Origin of the sequence: Sphingomonas sp. LY54 (assembly GCF_035594035.1) — a bacterium.
In the GTDB taxonomy this organism is placed as follows: Bacteria; Pseudomonadota; Alphaproteobacteria; order Sphingomonadales; family Sphingomonadaceae; genus Allosphingosinicella.
In genome coordinates this window covers 3138243-3156747 of sequence record NZ_CP141588.1, presented here as the reverse complement: position 1 = coordinate 3156747, position 18505 = coordinate 3138243, and the positions used below count along the sequence as shown (strand labels likewise).

At 67.5% G+C, this 18505-nt stretch carries 16 protein-coding genes; 7 read left to right on the top strand and 9 right to left on the bottom strand.

Annotated features, from left to right (window positions below; all coding sequences use genetic code 11):
* The first annotated feature begins 127 nt into the window (after positions 1-127).
* From SH591_RS15590 to SH591_RS15575, 4 genes are read left to right on the top strand one after another with little or no spacing between them, the layout of a single operon-like run.
* Entirely contained in the window at positions 128-1462 is a 1335-nt protein-coding gene (locus SH591_RS15590; RefSeq protein ID WP_324749880.1) for an MFS transporter, read from the top strand.
* A complete protein-coding gene (gene cysK / locus SH591_RS15585) occupies positions 1459-2379 on the top strand; it encodes a cysteine synthase A (protein ID WP_322830112.1) in 921 nt (306 codons plus the stop codon). Before SH591_RS15590 ends, cysK begins: the two co-directional genes overlap by 4 nt.
* Before the next feature lie 3 nt (positions 2380-2382).
* Entirely contained in the window at positions 2383-3243 is an 861-nt protein-coding gene (locus tag SH591_RS15580) for an ATP-grasp domain-containing protein (protein WP_324749879.1), read from the top strand.
* Positions 3240-3755: a GNAT family N-acetyltransferase gene (locus tag SH591_RS15575; RefSeq protein ID WP_324749878.1), complete on the top strand. Its 516-nt coding sequence runs from the start codon at positions 3240-3242 to the stop codon at positions 3753-3755. Before SH591_RS15580 ends, SH591_RS15575 begins: the two co-directional genes overlap by 4 nt.
* Here SH591_RS15575 and SH591_RS15570 read toward each other — a convergent pair.
* The gene (locus tag SH591_RS15570; protein WP_324749877.1) at positions 3752-5188 is read right to left on the bottom strand and encodes a PH domain-containing protein; all 1437 of its coding nucleotides are present in this window, start codon (positions 5186-5188) and stop codon (positions 3752-3754) included. The two genes, SH591_RS15575 and SH591_RS15570, sit on opposite strands and share 4 nt — an antisense overlap.
* Complete coding sequence (locus SH591_RS15565) at positions 5185-5646, bottom strand: PH domain-containing protein (protein ID WP_324749876.1); 462 nt, start codon at positions 5644-5646, stop codon at positions 5185-5187. The genes SH591_RS15570 and SH591_RS15565 overlap by 4 nt, the downstream gene beginning before the upstream one ends.
* Positions 5647-5765: 119 nt before the next feature.
* Here SH591_RS15565 and SH591_RS15560 point away from each other — a divergent pair, with 119 nt between their 5' ends.
* A complete protein-coding gene (locus SH591_RS15560) occupies positions 5766-6443 on the top strand; it encodes a protein-L-isoaspartate(D-aspartate) O-methyltransferase (protein WP_324749875.1) in 678 nt (225 codons plus the stop codon).
* 2 nt (positions 6444-6445) lie between these two features.
* On the opposite strand, the gene SH591_RS15555 is transcribed toward SH591_RS15560, so the two are convergent.
* The 4 genes from SH591_RS15555 to SH591_RS15540 all read right to left on the bottom strand — a co-directional run bounded on the left by SH591_RS15555 (position 6446) and on the right by SH591_RS15540 (position 11591).
* On the bottom strand, positions 6446-8569 hold the full coding sequence (locus SH591_RS15555) for an ATP-binding protein (RefSeq protein WP_324749874.1): 2124 nt from the start codon (positions 8567-8569) through the stop codon (positions 6446-6448).
* A gap of 164 nt (positions 8570-8733) precedes the next feature.
* Entirely contained in the window at positions 8734-10527 is a 1794-nt protein-coding gene (locus tag SH591_RS15550; protein ID WP_324749873.1) for an acyl-CoA dehydrogenase C-terminal domain-containing protein, read from the bottom strand.
* Positions 10528-10570: 43 nt separating this feature from the next.
* Positions 10571-11026: a MerR family transcriptional regulator gene (locus SH591_RS15545; protein WP_322830104.1), complete on the bottom strand. Its 456-nt coding sequence runs from the start codon at positions 11024-11026 to the stop codon at positions 10571-10573.
* A 52-nt stretch (positions 11027-11078) separates the two neighbouring features.
* Positions 11079-11591 (bottom strand): hypothetical protein, encoded by a 513-nt coding sequence (locus SH591_RS15540; RefSeq protein WP_324749872.1) that lies wholly within the window; start codon positions 11589-11591, stop codon positions 11079-11081.
* Positions 11592-11745: 154 nt separating this feature from the next.
* On the opposite strand from SH591_RS15540, the gene purF reads away from it, so the two are divergent.
* A complete protein-coding gene (purF, locus tag SH591_RS15535; RefSeq protein WP_322830872.1) occupies positions 11746-13203 on the top strand; it encodes an amidophosphoribosyltransferase in 1458 nt (485 codons plus the stop codon).
* Positions 13203-13907, top strand: coding sequence for an SDR family NAD(P)-dependent oxidoreductase (locus SH591_RS15530; RefSeq protein ID WP_324749871.1), 705 nt, complete (start codon positions 13203-13205; stop codon positions 13905-13907). Before purF ends, SH591_RS15530 begins: the two co-directional genes overlap by 1 nt.
* A gap of 116 nt (positions 13908-14023) precedes the next feature.
* Here the strand turns inward: SH591_RS15530 and SH591_RS15525 are convergent, their stop codons facing one another.
* The 3 genes from SH591_RS15525 to SH591_RS15515 all read right to left on the bottom strand — a co-directional run bounded on the left by SH591_RS15525 (position 14024) and on the right by SH591_RS15515 (position 18405).
* Complete coding sequence (locus tag SH591_RS15525; RefSeq protein WP_324749870.1) at positions 14024-15277, bottom strand: cyclopropane-fatty-acyl-phospholipid synthase family protein; 1254 nt, start codon at positions 15275-15277, stop codon at positions 14024-14026.
* A 40-nt stretch (positions 15278-15317) separates the two neighbouring features.
* A complete protein-coding gene (locus SH591_RS15520; protein WP_324749869.1) occupies positions 15318-16343 on the bottom strand; it encodes a 2-oxoacid:ferredoxin oxidoreductase subunit beta in 1026 nt (341 codons plus the stop codon).
* A 181-nt stretch (positions 16344-16524) separates the two neighbouring features.
* Positions 16525-18405, bottom strand: coding sequence for a 2-oxoacid:acceptor oxidoreductase subunit alpha (locus SH591_RS15515; protein ID WP_324749868.1), 1881 nt, complete (start codon positions 18403-18405; stop codon positions 16525-16527).
* Between the last annotated feature and the right edge of the window lie 100 nt (positions 18406-18505).

Below are 18505 nucleotides of genomic sequence, written 5' to 3'. Positions count from 1 at the left end.
CAATGCGCTCTTGGCAGCGCCCGAGCGAGCCAAATCTTGCCCGCCGCCCGGCGTCCGCGCGAAATAGCCGCTTTCGGCGTCACGGGTGTTGATGCCGTCCGGCGAGCGCCCTACTGGCCAGCCAGACATGCCGGCGACCTCCCCCTTCCATTATCGCGACTATCGCGCCTTCTGGGCGGCCCGATTGGCGAGCACGATGGCGAGCACGATGCTGGTCGTCGTCATCGGCATCCACGTCTACGACCTGGCGCGCGAGACGATGAGCATCGAGCGAGCGAGCTTCTGGCTCGGCATGGTCGGCCTGGCGCAGTTCCTGCCTCTGTTCGCGCTGACTTTGGTCGCGGGCTATGTGGCCGACCGGATCGACCGGCGCTGGATCGTCCGCGCCAGCCTCGCGCTCGAACTGCTCTGCGCCGCGGCCCTGGCGGCCCTGGTCTGGTTCGACGCGATGTCGCTGGGTCCTTTGTTCGCGGTCGCTGTGGTGCTCGGCATCGGCCGCGCCTTCGCCGGTCCCGCCCTTGCCTCCTTCGCTCCTAATCTCGTGCCGCCGCCGCTGCTTCCTAATGCGATCGCGCTCAATTCGATCGCCTGGCAGGCCGGCAGCGTCGCCGGCCCGCTGATCGGCGGCGGCGCCTATGCGCTCGGCACCGCCCTTCCCTACGAAGCCTCGGCAATTCTGTTCGGCGTGGCGCTCGGCGCCATGCTGATCATCCGGCCGATCCCGCTCGGCAATGCCGGCGACTCCCATCCGCTTCGCGCCGTCATCGAAGGGCTGCGCTACGTCCGCGACAACAAGATCGTGCTCGGTGCGATCACGCTCGATCTGTTCGCCGTGCTGCTCGGCGGCGCCACGGCGATGCTGCCGGTCTATGCCCGCGACATCCTCCATGTCGGTTCGGAAGGCCTCGGCGCCCTCCGCGCCGCGCCTGCGGTCGGCGCCGCCCTCACCGCGCTGGTGCTCGCGCGGAGGCCGCTCAAGCGCCACGTCGGCGCCAAGATGTTCGCCTGCGTCGCCCTGTTCGGCGTGGCGACGATGGTGTTCGGCGAATCGCGCGTGATGTGGCTCTCGCTGGCCAGCCTGTTCGTGCTCGGCGCCGCCGACATGATCAGCGTCTATGTCCGCTCCTCGCTGATCCAGCTCCACACGCCGGACGCGATGCGCGGCCGCGTCTCGGCCGTCTCGGGCCTGTTCATCTCCGCCTCCAACGAGCTTGGCGAGTTCCGCGCCGGCCTCGCCGGCTCGGCGGTCGGGCCGGTGATGGCGGTCGTGGGCGGCGGCGCGCTGGCGGTGGCGGCGACCGGCCTCTGCGCCCTGCTCTTCCCGGGGCTGCGCCGCGCCGACCGGTTCGTCGCGCCCGATCCAAAGATTCTTGCCGAAGCTTCCGGAAAGGACGTTCCGGACGTAGAAGTCCCCGCAATGGTCGCGGGCCTCGATCCCAGAGCCGAGAAAGGACAGCCATGAAAGCCGCAAACATCCTCGAGACGATCGGCAACACGCCGCACATCCGGGTAAGCCGCCTGTTCGGGTCCGCCGAAGTCTGGATCAAGTCCGAACGCTCCAATCCGGGCGGGTCGGTCAAGGACCGCATCGCCCTCTCGATGATCGAGGATGCGGAGCGGAGCGGGGCGCTGAAGCCCGGCGGCACGATCATCGAGCCGACCTCGGGCAATACCGGCATCGGCCTCGCCATGGTGGCGGCGGTCAAGGGCTACAAATTGATCCTCGTCATGCCCGAAAGCATGAGCCTGGAGCGCCGCCGGCTAATGCTGGCCTATGGCGCGACCTTCGATCTCACGCCCAAGGAAAAGGGCATGAAGGGCGCGATCGAGCGCGCCCACGAGCTGATCGGCCAGACGCCCGACAGCTGGATGCCGCAGCAGTTCGAGAACGACGCCAATATCGAGGTCCACGTCCGCACCACCGCGCAGGAGATATTGGACGACTTCCGCGACAGCCCGATCGACGTGCTGATCACCGGCGTCGGCACCGGCGGCCACATCACCGGCTGCGCCCAGGTGCTGAAGAAGGCCTGGCCGAACCTCAAGGTGTTCGCGGTCGAGCCGACTTTGTCGCCGGTCATTTCCGGCGGCCAGCCGGGCCCACACCCGATCCAGGGCATCGGCGCCGGCTTCGTGCCGAAGAACCTCCACACCCAGTTGCTCGACGGCACGATCCAGGTCGAGGCCGAGGACGCGAAGGAATGGGCTCGCCGCGCCGCGCGCGAGGAAGGCATGCTGGTCGGCGTCAGCTCCGGCGCGGCCCTCTCGGCCATTGCGCAGAAGCTCAAGGAACTGCCCGAAGGCAGCCGCATCCTCGGCTTCAACTACGACACCGGCGAGCGCTACCTCTCGGTGCCGGACTTCCTTCCGGAGAGCTGAACCTTGGCCCAGGGGAGGATCGCAATCCTCACTCCCGACGCGGAGAGTGACGGTTATTCCACGCGCTGGCCGGACGTGCTCGCGCGGCTCGCGGCGCCATTGCGCGCCGCCGGCGTGGAGGTGGAAGGGCGGAGCTGGACCGAGCCGGACCTCTCCGGCTTCGACCTCGTCCTGCCCCTCCTCGCCTGGGGCTATCATCATGGCAACGGCCGCTGGGCGGAGCGGGTCGCAGACTGGCAAGCGGCCGGGCTCGCGCTGCGCAATCCGCCTTCGGTCCTGCGCTGGAACGCCGACAAGACCTATCTCGCCCGCCTAGAAGCCAAGGGCGCCCCGATCGTACCGACGCTCTATGCCGATCGCCTGACCGAAGAGGCGTTGCGCGACGCCTCGGCCCGCTTCGGCACCGACCGGCTCGTCGCCAAGCCGCAGGTCTCGGCCGGCGCCTGGCAGACGATCCGCTGGTCGCCCGGCGCCGCTTTCGACGACGGCCCGTCGGGCCCGGCGATGATCCAGCCCTATCTCCGCTCGATAGAGACCGACGGCGAAGTCTCCCTTCTCTACTTCGCCGGCCGCTTCAGCCACGCAATCTCGAAACGGCCGCAGCCTAGCGATTTCCGCGTCCAGCCGGAATATGACGGCATCATCGCCCGCTACGATCCGGCGCCCGACGAGCGCGCGGCGGCCGAGGCGGCGCTCGCAGCGGTCGACGAGGATCTGCTCTACGCCCGGGTCGACCTGGTCCGCGGCCTCGACGGCAGGCCGGCGCTGATGGAGCTCGAGCTCGTCGAACCCGACCTCTATCTCGGCTACGACCCCGAGCAGGGCGCAGCCTTCGCAGCGGCGGTCCGCGCCGCGATCGCATGAGCGCCGTCACGCTGCGCCACGCGACCAGCGCGGACGCTGCGGCGCTCGCCGCGTTCGCCGCCCATGTCTTCGAGCAGACGTTTGGCCCCGAAAACACGCCCGAGGACATGGCGGACTATCTCCGCACCACCTACGCGCCCGACCTGCAGCGCGAGGAGATCGCTGAGGCCGGATCCGAAGTGGTGCTCGCAGAGATGGACGGAGCGATCGTCGGCTATTCCTATTTCCGCGCCGGCCCGTCACCCGACTGCGTAAAGGCGGAGCGGCCGTTCGAGATCTGCCGCTTCTACGTCGACCGCGACCAGCACGGCCGCGGCATCGCGGCGGCGCTGATGGAACGCACCCTTGCCGCCGCTGCCCCCTTGGGCGACGCGATCTGGCTGAGCGTGTGGGAGCATAATGGCCGCGCTTTGTCCTTCTACCGCCGCTACGGCTTCGAGACGGTCGGCGAACGCGGGTTCCAGCTCGGCAGCGACCTCCAGCGCGACCTGCTGATGGCGCGGCCGCTCTAGCGCTCGATCAAGGTCGCGGCGAGCGCGACCGCCTCGGCATGGCGGATGTCGACGATGCGCGGATAATCGAACGTCGCGGCGCCGGCGGTATCCGCGTGCAGCGTGGCGAGGCCCAGCCAGCGCTGCAGCAACGTCCGGGTCACCGCCACGGCCTGAACGTTCGCAGCAGGCACGATCCAGAGTCGCCGTCGCCAGAAGCCTTTCCGCACGAACAGCAATCCGTCGCGAAGGCCATGCAGGTGAAAGCGGCGGCTGACGACCGCCCCGACCGCGCCAAGCGCCAGCAAGGGCAGCAGCAGCAAAGCGGCCGGCCAGAACAAGGCGGCGACCAGCAGCAGCGGTAGCGGCACCAGCAGTTCGGCGAGGACCACCCGCAACACGTGGCGGCGCGACACCATCTGCAATTCGCCCGCGTGCGGCAGGCGATAGGCGCCCGCCAGGGACAGTATCCGCTCCACCTCGGTCGTGGTCGAGAAAGGCGCGACGCTCTGCCGCCCCGAATCCTCGGCGCCGGCGCTGAGCGTCTGGAATGAGAGGTCGGCGCCATCGAACAGCCGCCGCACCGGCCCGTCGGTGACCAGGGCGAGCTGGATGCGGTCGCGTGCGATTACGCTCTGGCTGCGCGTGAACAGGCCCCGTACCCGGCGAAAGCGGCTCTCCTCCTCCAGGCTCAGGCGGAAGCCGTAATCCCGGGCGAGGATCCGGAGCACGCCCGTGAGGACGCCGAGCCCGGCTGCCAGCACGAGCACGGATGCGATCGCCACGAGCGAGAACCGCCCGGCCACGTCCGCGCCGATCAGCCCCATCCAGCGGCCGGGATCGTAGATGTCGAAGGGCAGCCACGGCTCGAAGCTCTGCAGGACCGCGAACAGGCCCGCGATGTAGAGCAGGGAAAAGTTGAACAGGCCGGACAGCAGCACGCGGCCAAGCGGCATTGTGATGATGGGAAGCGCGTCGTGAACCTGCGCTTCCGTTACCGGAGCCGCCCCTCCCCGCGCCTGCTTCAACACGCTGCGCAGATGATCGGCCTCGGCGAGGCTGACGCTGTCGAGCACGCCTTCGTCCTTGCCCGATCCGCCCGTTTCGATGCGGACCTTGGCGAGCCCGAACAGGCGCTGGCCGAGCCTTTGCTCGATATCGATATCCTGGATGCGGTGAAACGGGATCGAGCGCCGCGTGCGATGGAGGAAGCCGCTCTCGATGACGATGTCGCCGCTGCCGACGCCGTAGCGGAAGGTTCGCCATTTCAGCCAGTTGACGACGAAGGTCGCGACGCCGGCCGCGGCCGCGACAAGCAGGACCGTGCCGAGCCCGACATCCGAGACGACCGCGAAGATCGCCGGCAGGCCGATCAGGTTCGACGGCACTTCCTTCAGGAAGCGCAGCGGGATCGTGGCAGGATGGACGCGCTGGTCGGCGACGGTCTCGCTCACAGCGGCCCCGTGCCGATCCTGGCGCGGATCGCGCCCCGCATCTTTTCCGCGCGAGCCCGCTCGAGCCCGGGCAGGACCACCCGGCTGTGCATCGTGCCGGCGGTGTGGAGGACAAGCCGGCAGACGCCGCAGGCGCGCTCGACCGGCCCCTGTGAAATGTCGATATGCTGCACGCGGGAAAGCGGCACGATCGTTTCCACCCGGTGCCAGACTCCGCGGGCGATGCGGAGATTGTCCTCGTCGATCGCATAGCCCCAGGCGCGGTAACGACGCCTCGGCGCCACGAACGCGGCATAGAAAGCGAACAGGAGGACCGGCACGCCGACGATCCCGAGCGGCGTGCCGAGCTGATCCGACAACAGCCAATCTACGAATATCGCCGCCACCACGGCGAGCGCCGACGCCGCGCCATAGTGAATGCGCATCACCGTCAATTGGCCGCGTTCGAGTGCGTCCATTCCAGCCCCCTCTTCTTCGTGGTGAGGATAGGGCCGGCCGCCGCCGATACAAGCGGCGCGGGGAGAATGTTCCGGAGGCGTGCGTTGGGCGATCACGGGTATCTGGGCGGAGCAGGGCGATGAAGCCGATGAACGAGCACCATCTGGCGATCCTTCGCCGGCACATGGTGGAAGTGATCGACCTGCATTTCGATCTGGCCAGCGAGGAGATCGGCAAGGACAGGCTTGAGCCCGGCGTGTCGCGGGCGATGATGGACGTGCCGCGCCACCTGTTCGTCCCCGCCCAGCTCGCGGCGCTCGCCTATCACGATACGCCGCTGCCGCTGGGGTTCGACAAAACCGTCTCCCAACCCTTCATCTGCGCGCTGATGCTCGATTTGCTGGATCTGAAACCGGGCTCACGCGTGCTCGAAGTGGGCACAGGTCTCGGCTACCAGGCGGCCTTGATGGCCGAAATGGGCGCGCGCGTGTGGAGCGTCGAGGTGGTCGAGGAGTTTGCCGGCGAAGCCGGGCTGCGGCTGCTGGCGCTCGGCCACACCGGCGTCGCGGTCCGGGTCGGGGACGGATCGCGCGGCTGGGCCGAGCATGCGCCGTTCGATCGGATCCTCGTCACCGCCGCCGCCCCCGAAGTCCCCGAGCCGCTGCTCGACCAGCTCGCGCGCGGCGGCGTGCTCGTCATGCCGCTCGGGGGCAAGGAGATCCAAAAGCTTACCGTGGTCGAGAAGGGATCGGAGGGCGAGATCGAGCGGCGCGAGGTTATGGCGGTCCGCTTCACCCAGCTCGAGGCCGGGCTCTGACCTCAGCCGCTCTGCGCCTGCAATTCCTGCTCGGCATCGTCTAGTGCGGTCCCATCCAGGGCCAGCGTCGCGGGCACGACGGGAATGGTAAAGCAGAGGCTGGTGCCTCCCTCCTCCCGCGGCTCCGCCCAGATCCGGCCGCCATGGGCTTCGACGATCGTGCGCGAGATCAGCAGGCCGAGGCCGAGACCGCTCTCCTTGGACGTCGAAAAAGGCGCGAACAGATCGCAGGAATCGGAAATGCCCGGGCCATTGTCGCGAACGCAAATGCGGATGTCATGGCCGACCCGATCGCCGCAAATGCTGATTTGCGGCTGATCGACCTCGCTCACAGCGTCGCAAGCATTGCGGACGAGATTGATCAGCACCTGCTGGATCTGGACACGGTCGCCGGTAATCATCGCGGCCGAGGGGTGAATATCGACCTGGAGATCGATATCGGGATAGCGGTTCGCCATTGCGATCAGCGAGACGGAATCCTCGACAATGTCGCTCACCGCGGCGCTTTCGTGCCAGGTCTCCTTGTTGGAGACCATGTCGCGGATGCGGCGGATGATGTCCCCGGCGAGCCGGATCTGCTGCGCCGCCGCGTCGACGCCCTCCTCGACATGCTCCTCGCGGCCCGGCCGGCCCAGCAGGCGGCGCACGCCGACCAGATAGTTGCTGGCGGCGGCGAGCGGCTGGTTGATCTCGTGGGCCAGCGTCGCCGCCATCGTGTTCATTGCTTCCGTGCGCGACAGATGCGCGATCTCGGCCTGCAGCGTTTCGAGCAGCTTGCGCGCGCTTATATCCTGGTCCGTGCCGTGCAGCCGCACGACCTGGCCGCTGCTGTCGAGCGTCGGCACCGCGACCGTCTGTCGATGCGAGACGTCGCCGTTGGGGAAGCGGACCGTCATCTGATATTCCTGCTTCTCGCCCGAACGGATGGCGAGGCCGATCGCGCGCTCCAGGACGCGGCGGCTCGGCTCGTCGAGATAGGACACCATCTCCGCATAAGTGGGCGGCCCCTGCGTCGGATCGCGGCGGTTCATCGCGTAGAGTTGATCCGACCAGTGGGTGAAGCCGCTCTCGACGTCGTAAACCCAGTCGCCGATCTGGCCGATCCGCTGCGCCTCGTGCAGCCGCTCGTTGGCCTCGGCAATTTCGGTCGCTGTCTTCTGGCGGCGGTGGAGGGCGGCAATCAGCAAAGTCGCGAAGGCGAGGATGCCCACCGTGAGCAAGGCAGCCCCCGCAAAATAGGCCCTGTGGCGATTGCCCAGCGGCGCCAGCACCTCGTTGCGGCCGACGCCCGAGGTGACGAAAATCGGTTGGCCGTCGACCCGGCGGTGGGCGATGAAGCGACTGACACCGTCGAGCGTCGCGCCGCCCTCATAGGTGCCGTCCTTGCCCTCGCGTTGCATGCGCGTGGCGACGGCGCGGCTGAGGTCCTGGCCATAGCTGGAATCCGATCCGGTGCGCCGGGCGCGAACGATACCGTCCAGGCCCACCACGGCGATCAGGTCGGTCGGCTTGACGTCGGCGTGGGTATGGAAGTCCGTGAAACGCTCGTGCGGCATCTGGATGTTGACGACGCCCGCAAAGCTGCCGTCCGGATTGTTGATCCGGCGCGACACCGCCACCACGGCTTCGCCGAGGCGCGCCGAGTAACGCGGTCTTCCGAAATAGAGCTTGCCCGTGTCACGCTCCACATGGACCGCGAATGTCTCCAGGGCCGCCACGTTGAAATGGCTTGGCGGCGGATCGAACGAAGTTGCGATAACGTCGCCCTTGGCATCGGCGACGCTGACCGCCGTGAAGAGCCGGTTGCGGACGATGTCGTCCGTGAGAAGTTGCGGGCGCCCCGCCGTACCGTCCACGTGGTGAAACTGCCCCGCAATGTGCAGCATCGCCGAGTCGGCCGTCTGCAGCGTCCGCGCGACGAACTCCTCGAGCGCGATCGCGCGATTGGCGTTCTGGCGCACCGCCGCAGTGATCGCCTCACTCCGCTCGAAGCGCGCCTGGGCGAACACCGCCCACCACGTCACGGCGATCAGCACGAGGCTGAAGGCGGCGATCAGCGACACAGCCGGGCGCAGCGAGCCCGAACGGACTCCCGCTACGGGATGGCGTGCGCTGTCGGCCGGCATTAAGCGATCGAACCTTATGTGACGGAAAGCCCTGCTAACCCAAGATGGTTAGCAAAAGCTTACGCATTCTTGCCGTCCCTCCCGGAAATCGCAACCCCGCACAATCCGGATCGGGCAACCCCTACGGACAGAAAAAGGGGCAAGGAAGCATCAAGCCTGACGCGTCAGAACGCCTCGACCGGAAGCGCCATCAGACTTTCGGCGCCGGCCTCGAGCTTGCGGCGCTCGGCGCCGGTCTGCGGCAGGATGCGCTCGGCGTAGAAGCGCGCCGTCATCAGCTTGGCCTCGTGGAACGCCCGGTCCTCGACGCCGTCCGCCACGGCGGCAGCGCTCGCCTTGGCCATGCGCAGCCACATCAGGCCGAGCGTCACGAGCCCCATCAGGTTCATGTAGCTGTAGGAAGCGGCGCCGGCATTGTCGGGATTGGCCATGCCGTTCTGCATCAGCCACATCGTCGCCGCCTGGAGGTCGCCGACCGCCTTCTCCAGCGCATTCGCCACCTGCACAGTCGCCTCGTCGCCCTTGGCGGCGCCGATCTCCTCGCCGAGCAGCTTGAAGTAACCCTGGATGGCGCGGCCGCCATTCTGGCCGAGCTTGCGGCCGACCAGATCGAGCGCCTGGATGCCGTTGGCGCCCTCGTAGATCATGTTGATGCGGGCATCGCGGACGAACTGCTCCATCCCCCATTCGCGGATGTAGCCGTGGCCGCCATAAACCTGCTGCGCATTGACTGCGACCTCGAAGCCCTTGTCGGTGAGGAAGCCCTTGATGACCGGGGTGACCAGCGAGATGATGTCGTTGGCCGCCTCGCGCTCCTCCTCGGTCTGCGCCTTGCGGGTGAGGTCGACCTGGAGCGCGCCCCACAGCAGCAATGCGCGCGCCGCCTCGTTATAGGCCTTCCCCTCCATCAGCATGCGCCGGATGTCGGGATGGACGAACAACGGATCCGCCTTCTCTTCCGGCTCCTTGGCGCCGGTCAGCGAGCGGCCCTGGCGGCGGTCCTTGGCATATTGCACCGCATTCTGGCGCGCGACCTCGCCCTGGGCGAGGCCCTGCAGCCCGACGCCGAGCCGCGCCGCGTTCATCATGATAAACATCGCCTGCAGGCCCTTTTCGGGCTCGCCGACCAGATAGCCGGTCGCGCCGTCATAATTGAGCAGGCAGGTCGAGTTGCCGTGGATGCCCATCTTCTCCTCGATCGAGCCGCAGACGACGCCGTTGCGCTCGCCCAGCGAGCCGTCCTCGTTCACCAGGAACTTGGGCACAATGAAGAGCGAGATGCCCTTCACATTGTCCGGCGCGCCCGTGCGCTTGGCGAGGACGAGGTGGATGATGTTCTCGGTCAGGTCGTGCTCGCCCGACGAGATGAAGATCTTGGTGCCGCTGATCTTGTAGTTGCCGTCGGGCTGCTCCTCGGCCTTGGTGCGGAGCAGGCCGAGATCGGTGCCGCAATGCGGCTCGGTGAGGTTCATCGTGCCGCCCCACTCGCCCGACACCATCTTGGGGATATATTTGGCCTTCTGCTCGTCGCTGCCCTTGGTCAGGATCGATGCGATCGCGCCCTGGGTGAGGCCGTGATACATTTCGAACGCCTGATTGGCCGAGACGAGATATTCGTTGAGCGCGGTGGCGACTACGTGCGGCAGCCCCTGCCCGCCATATTCGACCGGGTTGGACAGGGTGGTCCAGCCGGCTTCGCGGAACTGGTCGTAGGCTTCCTTGAAGCCCGGCGGCGTGGTCACCGATCCATCCTCGTGCCGCACGCAGCCATGCTCGTCGCCGACCTTGTTCAGGGGCGCCAGCACCTCTTCGGCGAAGCGCGCGCCCTCGGTCAGGATCGCCTCGATCATGTCGGGCGTCGCATTCTCGAAGCCGGGCAGGTTCGAATATTTGTCGAGCCCGAGCAGATGGTCGAAAATATAGCGGGTCTCGCGGACGGGGGCGGTATAACTCGGCATTGAAAAGCTCCTGAGGAAATCCGGGGGCGGACGGCGGGCCGGGTCAGGCGGTAGCGCCGGCGCCCTTCCATTGGGTCTTGCCGGCCTTCTGCTCCGCGCCGGCGACCATTTCGATAAAGCCTTCGAGCTCCGTGATCGCAGCGTCGATATCGACCCGCTGCTTCTTGAGCAGTTCGACCCGCGCCGCGCATTTCTCGATCGTGACGCGGCGCTGGGATTCGCGGCCGTCGCCGAGGTCGTAGAGGTCGATCATCTCGCGGATGTCGGCGAGGCTGAAGCCGACGCGCTTGCCGCGCAGGATCCAGGCGAGCCGGGCGCGGTCGCGCCACGAATAGACACGGGTGAGACCCTGCCGCTCGGGCGCGATCAGCCCCTCATCCTCGTAGAAGCGCAGCGCCCGCGCGGTCACGCCGAACTCCTCGCAGAGATCGGTGATCGTATAGGTCTGCGTGCTCGTCTCGGCGTGCCGGAAATCGGAGTGCAAGGCGGACTGTGGCATGGCCGGAGAGGTACTTGACGTTCACGTCAACGTCAAGCCGGCGGGGCGCGGACTAGCTCCCGCAGAGCGGCTCTCCGACCAGGTCCTTCGCCTTGCCGGCGTCGGCCGGCGTAGTGCCCTTCTGCGTGAGGGTGGCGTTGGCGAGGCTGGCGCGCGCGCCGCAATAATAAGCGCAGCCTTCCGGCAGAGTAGCCGGGAAGGTGACGGTGGTGCCGTCGATCCGCGCATCGATCGTACAGGTGCGGTCGCCCGCCATGGCCAGGCGCAATGTCCCGCCTTCGCGCGTCGCGGTGCCGCTGCCCGAGCAGCTGTGCATATTGCCGCCCCACACGACGAGGCCGAAATGCTGCGCCCCGTCGCGCGGGACGATGCACATCTGGTCCGGCTGGCCGGCCTTGCCGCCTTCGTACAGGCCGGTCAGGGTCGAAAGCTCGCCGCTTGCAGGCGCGGGTCGCGACGGCGCGGCAGCCTCCTTGGAAGCAGCGGGCGCGGCCGCATTATCGGCCTCCGCGCCCCCGGAGCAGCCGGCGGCGAGAAGCAGAAGGACAGGCAGGCAATATCTCATATCCGCTCCAATGCGCGGGCCTCAGCCAAGGTTCAGATCGACCGTGCGAGGATTAGGGCAATTACCGTAACGGGACCAGAGTTGTGACAATGGGGCGACAAAGCCGTTCTTCGTGCCTATATGCGCGGCCATCCGGGGCGACATGAGCTATGCGATGCTGACCACCCATCCTTTCGACGACGACAAGCTCCGCGAGGAATGCGGCGTGTTCGGCATCTGGGGCGCCGAGACGGCCTCGGCCGTCGTGGCGCTGGGCCTGCACGCGCTCCAGCATCGCGGCCAGGAGGCCGCCGGCATCACCAGCTTTGACGGGAAGAACTTCCGCAGCCACCGCGCCCAGGGCCATGTCGCCGGCAATTTCGACAAGGACGAGATCATCCGCAGCCTCGCCGGGCGCCAGGCGATCGGCCACGTCCGCTACGCCACGACCGGCGACACCGCGCTGCGCAACGTCCAGCCGCTCTTCGCCGAGCTCGCCTCGGGCGGCTTCGCGATCGCCCATAACGGCAACATCTCGAACGCGATGAGGCTGCGCCGCGAGCTCAACCAGCGTGGCTCGATCTTCCAGTCGACCTCCGACACCGAGGTCATCATCCACCTCGTCGCGACCTCCAGCTACCGTTCGCTGATGGACCGCTTCATCGATGCGTTGAAGCAGGTCGAGGGAGCCTATTCGCTCGTCTGCCTCACCGCCGAAGGCATGATCGCCTGCCGCGATCCGCTCGGCATCCGCCCGCTCGTCATGGGCCGGCTCGGCGACGCCTATATCTTCGCGTCCGAGACGGTAGCGCTCGACGTGGTCGGCGCGACCTATATCCGCTCGATCGAGCCGGGCGAACTGGTCGTCATTTCCGACCGCGGCATCCAGTCGCATCGCCCGTTCGCGTCGGTTCGCCCGCGGCCGTGCATCTTCGAGCATGTTTACTTTGCCCGGCCCGATTCGATCGTGGACGGCGCCTCGGTCTACACGGTCCGCAAGCAGATCGGCGCCGAGCTGGCCCGCGAGAATCCGGTCGATGCGGATTATGTCGTGCCGGTGCCCGATTCGGGCGTGCCGGCGGCGATCGGCTATGCCCAGCAATCGGGCATTCCGTTCGAGCTCGGCATCATCCGCTCGCATTATGTCGGCCGCACCTTCATCCAGCCGGGCGACCAGGTCCGCCACCTCGGCGTGAAGCTGAAGCACAATGCCAACAGCGCCCTCATCCAGGGCAAGAAATTGGTCCTGATCGACGATTCGATCGTCCGCGGCACGACCAGCCTCAAGATCGTGCAGATGCTGCGCGATGCCGGCGCGCGCGAGATCCATATGCGAATCGCCTCGCCGCCGACGCGGCACAGCTGCTTCTACGGCGTCGACACGCCCGAGCGCGCCAAATTGCTCGCCGCGCAGATGAACGTCGCCGAGATGGCCGATTACATCAACGCCGACAGCCTCTCCTTCCTGTCGATCGAGGGCCTGTACCGCGCCTTGGGCGAGGACATGCGCGACGAAGCGCAGCCGCAGCATTGCGACGCCTGCTTCACGGGCGACTATCCCACCCGCCTGACCGACCATGAGGAAACGCAGCCGGCCGACCAGCTGGCTCTGCTATCGGAACGCTACGCATAATGACGACACTGACGGGGAAGCTGGCGCTGGTTACGGGCGCCAGCCGGGGTATCGGCGCGGCCACGGCCGAGGCACTGGCCAGAGAGGGCGCGCATGTCGTCCTGACCGCGCGCACCGCGGCCGGACTGGAAGAGGTCGAGGAGCGCATCCACGCTGCCGGCGGCAGCGCGACGATCGCGCCGATGGACCTTACCGAGAATGACAGCATCGGCCGCCTCGCCGCGGCGGTGGGCGGACGCTGGCAGGCGCTCGATCTGCTCGTGCTCAACGCCGCGATGCTCGGCACGCTGACGCCCGTCCCCAGCATCGACGGCAAGGAATTCGCCAAGCTGCTGACGTTGAACGTCACCGCGCAGCAGGCGCTGATCGCCGCGTTCGACCCGATGCTGCGCCAGAGCGACAATGGCCGCCTTCTGGCCGTCACCTCCAGCGTCGGCCGCAGCCCGCGCGCCTTCTGGGGCGCCTACGGCGCGTCCAAGGCGGCGCTCGAGGCGCTCGTGCTCGCTTATGGCGAGGAAGTCCGCAACGTCAGCCCGATCCGCACCGCCATCGTCGATCCCGGCGCGACCGCGACCGTGATGCGCACCCGCGCCTTCCCCGGCGAGGACCCCGCGACGATCAAGCAGCCCGCCACCGTCGCCGACGCGATCGTCGCGCTCGTCAACAGCGACTTCGAAACCGGCCACCGCCTCGAGGTCCGCTGAGGCTTTGGGGCCTAACTCCCCGTCATTGCGAGCGTAGCGAAGCAATCCAGTAGCGCCGGCCCAACCGCCGCACTGGATTGCCGCGTCGCTGCGCTCCTCGCAATGACGCGTAGGACTCAGCCCTTGACCAAAGTCACCTGGGCGACGTCGATGCCGCGGCCGCGGAAGCCGCCTTCGCAATACATGAGGTAATAGCGCCAAAGCCCGTGGAAGGCGTCGTCGAAGCCGGGCAGACGGCCTTCCGCCACGGCCGCGTCGTAACGCTCCCGCCACAGGCGCAGGGTCTCGGCATAATCCAGGCCGAAGCCGGTGCGGTCGCGCCATTCCAGGCCGGCGCGCTCGGCGATGGCGCGGAAGCGGGGCTCGCTGATCAGCATGCCCCCGGGGAAGACGTAGGTCTGGATGAAGTCGGCGCTGGCGGCATAGGCGTCGAACAAAGGTTCGCGGATCGAGATGAGTTGCAGCGCGGCGCGGCCGCCGGGTTTCAGCACGCGGGCGATCGATTGCAGGTAGGACGGCCAATAATCCTGGCCGACCGCCTCGACCATCTCGACGCTGGCGACCGCATCGAACGTCCCGGTGACGTCGCGATAATCCTGGAGGCGGATCTCGACCCGGTCGGACAGGCCCGCGCGCGCGACCGCGGCCTCGGCCCAGGCCTTTTGCTCGGTCGACAAGGTGAGGCCGACCACCTCGACGCCGTAATCGCGCGCGGCGGCGATCGCGAGCGCGCCCCAGCCACAACCGATCTCGAGCAGGCGCTGGCCCGGCTTCAGGTCGAGGCGGTCGAGAAGCGCATGGATCTTGCGCTGCTGCGCCGCCTCGAGCGTGTCGCCGCCGGCGAACATCGCGCTCGAATAGGTCATGCTCGGATCGAGCCAGTCGCGATAGAAATCGTTGCCGAGATCGTAGTGGAAGGCGATGTTCTTCTTCGCATTCGCCTTGCTGTTGCGGCGGAAGAGGTGGGCGAAGCGATTGACGAACCGCCACACGCCCTTGGCGCGGGCGACGGCGCCGAGGCTCTCGCCGTTGCGCATGAACAGGTCGAACAACGGGACCGGGTCCGGGCTCGTCCATTCGCCCAGCGCCCAGGCCTTGTACCAGCCGACCGACCCCGAGGTGACGAGGCGGACCAGCGCGCGCCAGTGATGGACATGGACCACCGGAAGGGGCCCCGGGGCGCGGCCGCCGAGAATACGATGCGCGCCGTCCGGCAGGGTCGCGTCGATGCCGCCTTCGAGCAGGCCGGCGTCGATCCGGTCGAGTATCTTGTGGAAGCTCCAGCCGAACGGATGGAGCAGCGGCCCGCCGCCGGTCGCGAAAGCGCGGTCGGCGGAGACGAGGTGACGGCCGCGTTGTTCCTGGTTCATTGCGGCGCCATGGCAAGCCGCGGCCCGAAGCGCAACGGCCTCAGATCGCGTGCGGCTCCTTCTCCACCATCCAGCTCTGGCCCTTGCCGACCAGCGTCTGGAGGTCGGGCGTCTTGCCGGCGGCGGCATCTCGATTCTGCTCGACGACCGCGCTCTCGAAGGTCGGCGCCGGATTTTCGTAGATCACGCCGAGCGCCATCGGGAAGGCGCCGAACGGCATGTCGACCAGCATGTGGGCGACCGCTTTGTTGGCGGGCTCGTGGACGATGACCCCGGCCGCTTCCCAGTCGCCGTCGGCGACCTCGACGACCTTCAGCGTCAGCGCCTCGCGATCGAGGCTGAGGCCGCGCGTGCCGCCGGCGAACAGCATCGGCTTGCCGGCCTCTAGCCAGAGCTGCCGGTCGGCGGCGAATTCCTTGGCCGTGAAGGACGCGAAGACATCGTCATTATAGACGATGCAATTCTGGAAGATTTCGACGAAGGAAGCGCCCTTGTGGGCATGCGCCGCCTTCAGCACGTCGGGCAGATATTTGTTCACGTCGATGCCGCGCGCGACGAAGCGGGCGCCCGAACCAAGCGCGAAGGCACAAGGGTTGGCGGGACGGTCGACCGACCCGAACGGCGTCGAAGGCGAGCGCGTGCCGACCCGCGAGGTCGGCGAATATTGCCCCTTGGTGAGGCCGTAAATCTCGTTGTTGAACAGGAGGATCTGGCAGTCGAGATTGCGCCGCAGCACGTGCATCGTGTGGTTGCCGCCGATCGACAAAGCGTCGCCGTCGCCGGTGATGATCCAGACGTCGAGCTCGGGATTGGCGAGCTTGATCCCGGTCGCGAACGCCGGGGCGCGGCCGTGGATCGTGTGGAAGCCGTAGGTTTCCATATAATAAGGGAAGCGCGACGAGCAGCCGATGCCGGAGACGAACACGATATTCTCCGGCCGCACGCCGAGCTCCGGCATGGTGCGCTGCACGGCTTTGAGCACCGCATAGTCGCCGCAGCCGGGGCACCAGCGCACCTCCTGGTCGGTCGCGAAATCCTTGGGCGTCAGCTTGGCAAGCTCGTTCATGGTTCAGATCCAGCCCCAGAGGAATGCGATCAGCAGCAGCACCGCGATCAGCATCGCGATCAGCGGAAGCGGACGGGGCGTCATCGCGTCATCCCGGCGGAGGCCGGGATCCCGTGACGAGAGGGTGCGATCCCGTCCTGAGGCCCTGGCCTGCGCCGGGGCGACGAGGAGAGAACGACGGTCATTCCAGCGCCTCCGCGATCGCGGCTTCGATCTCGGCGATCTTGAAGGGCTGGCCGGAGACTTTGTTCACCGGCCGGGCGTCGACGAGATATTGATCGCGCAGCAGGGTCTTCAATTGGCCGGTGTTCATCTCGGGAACGATGATCCGCCCGTAAGTCCTTAGCAGATCGCCCAGATTCTTCGGCAGCGGCCAGATGTGGCGAATATGGACGTGGGCCACGTCGACGCCGCGGGCGCGGGCGCGGCGCACCGCCTGGTGGATCGGCCCGAAGGTCGAGCCCCAGCCGACCACGACCAGGCGGCTGCCCGGCTCGCCGAGGCAGACCTCCTGCTCGGGCACGGAATCGGCCACGCCGAGCACCTTGTCGCGCCGCATCTCGGTCATCGCCTGATGGTTTGCCGGCGCGTAATCGATATGGCCGGTGCCGACATTCTTCTCGATGCCGCCGATGCGGTGGGTGAGCCCCCGCGTGCCCGGCTTGATCCAGACGCGGGCGAGCTTGCCGTCGCGGGCGTACGGGTTGACCCCTTCCCCCTCGGCCGGCGGATCGCTGTGGAAGGCGGCCGGGAACGGGGCGTAGCCGCCCATGTCGGGCACCCGCCACGGCTCGGCGGCATTGGCGATATAGCCGTCGGTGAGCAGCATCACTGGCGTCATATACTGGACCGCGATCCGGCACGCTTCGATCGCGCAGTCGAACGCGTCGGCGGGCGAGCGTGCCGCCAGCACCGGCATCGGCGCGTCGCCGTTGCGCCCGTAGACCGCCTGGTAGAGGTCCGACTGCTCGGTCTTGGTGGGAAGGCCGGTCGAAGGCCCGCCGCGCTGCGAGTTGATGATGACCAGCGGCAGCTCGGTCATGATCGCAAGGCCCATCGCCTCGCCCTTCAGCGCGATGCCCGGCCCCGACGAGGAGGTGACGCCGAGCGACCCGGCGAAGCTGGCGCCGATCGCGCTCGAGATCGCGGCGATCTCGTCCTCGGCCTGGAAGGTCGTGACCGCATATTCCTTGAGCCGCGAGAGATGGTGGAGGATCGCCGAAGCCGGCGTGATCGGATAGCCGCCGAAGAACATCTTCAGGCCCGCCAGCTGCGCGCCGGCGACGAGACCGAGCGAAATGGCCTCGGCGCCGGTGACGGTGCGGTAGAGGCCCGGCTCGGCCGGCGCCGGATCGATATGGTGCTGCTTCATCGGGCCGCCGATCTCGGCGGTTTCCCCATAAGCATGGCCGGCATTGAGCGCGGCGATATTGGCCTCGGCGAGGATCGGGTTCTTGGCGAACTTGGTCTTGAGCCACTGCTCGATCGGCTTGCGGTCGCGGTCGAACATCCAGAGCGCGAGCCCCAGCGTCCACATATTCTTGCAGCGCAACGCCTCCTTGTTGCCGAGCCCGAACGGCTTCACGGCGTCGAGGGTGAGCTGCGAGATGTTGAAGCGGATGAGCTGCCAGCGGGCGAGCGAGCCGTCGTCGAGCGGATTGGAATCATAGCCCGCCTTGGCGAGGTTGCGCGCGCCGAACTCGCCTTCGTCGGCGATCACGAGGCCGCCCGCCTTCAGCGCGTCGACATTGGTCTTGAGCGCGGCCGGGTTCATCGCGATCAGCACGTCGGGCGCGTCGCCGGCCGTCTCGATCGCGGAAGAGCCGAAATTGATCTGGAAGGCGGAGACTCCGAAGGTCGTGCCCTGCGGCGCGCGAATCTCGGCGGGGAAATCGGGGAAGGTGGCGAGGTCGTTGCCGGCCAAAGCGGTGGAGAGCGTGAACTGGCCGCCGGTCAGCTGCATGCCGTCGCCGCTGTCGCCGGCAAAGCGCACCACCACCGCCTCGAGCGGTTGATCCGCGCGGGCTTCGTCGGGAGTCACCAGATGCGTGGCAGTCGCCATCACTCCTCCGTTCGCTATATGCGCCGAGCCTAACGAGCGATGGGCCCGGCCACAACAGTAGCGCGTTCGAGGACCTGGCCCCTAGATAGTGCGCGCGAGT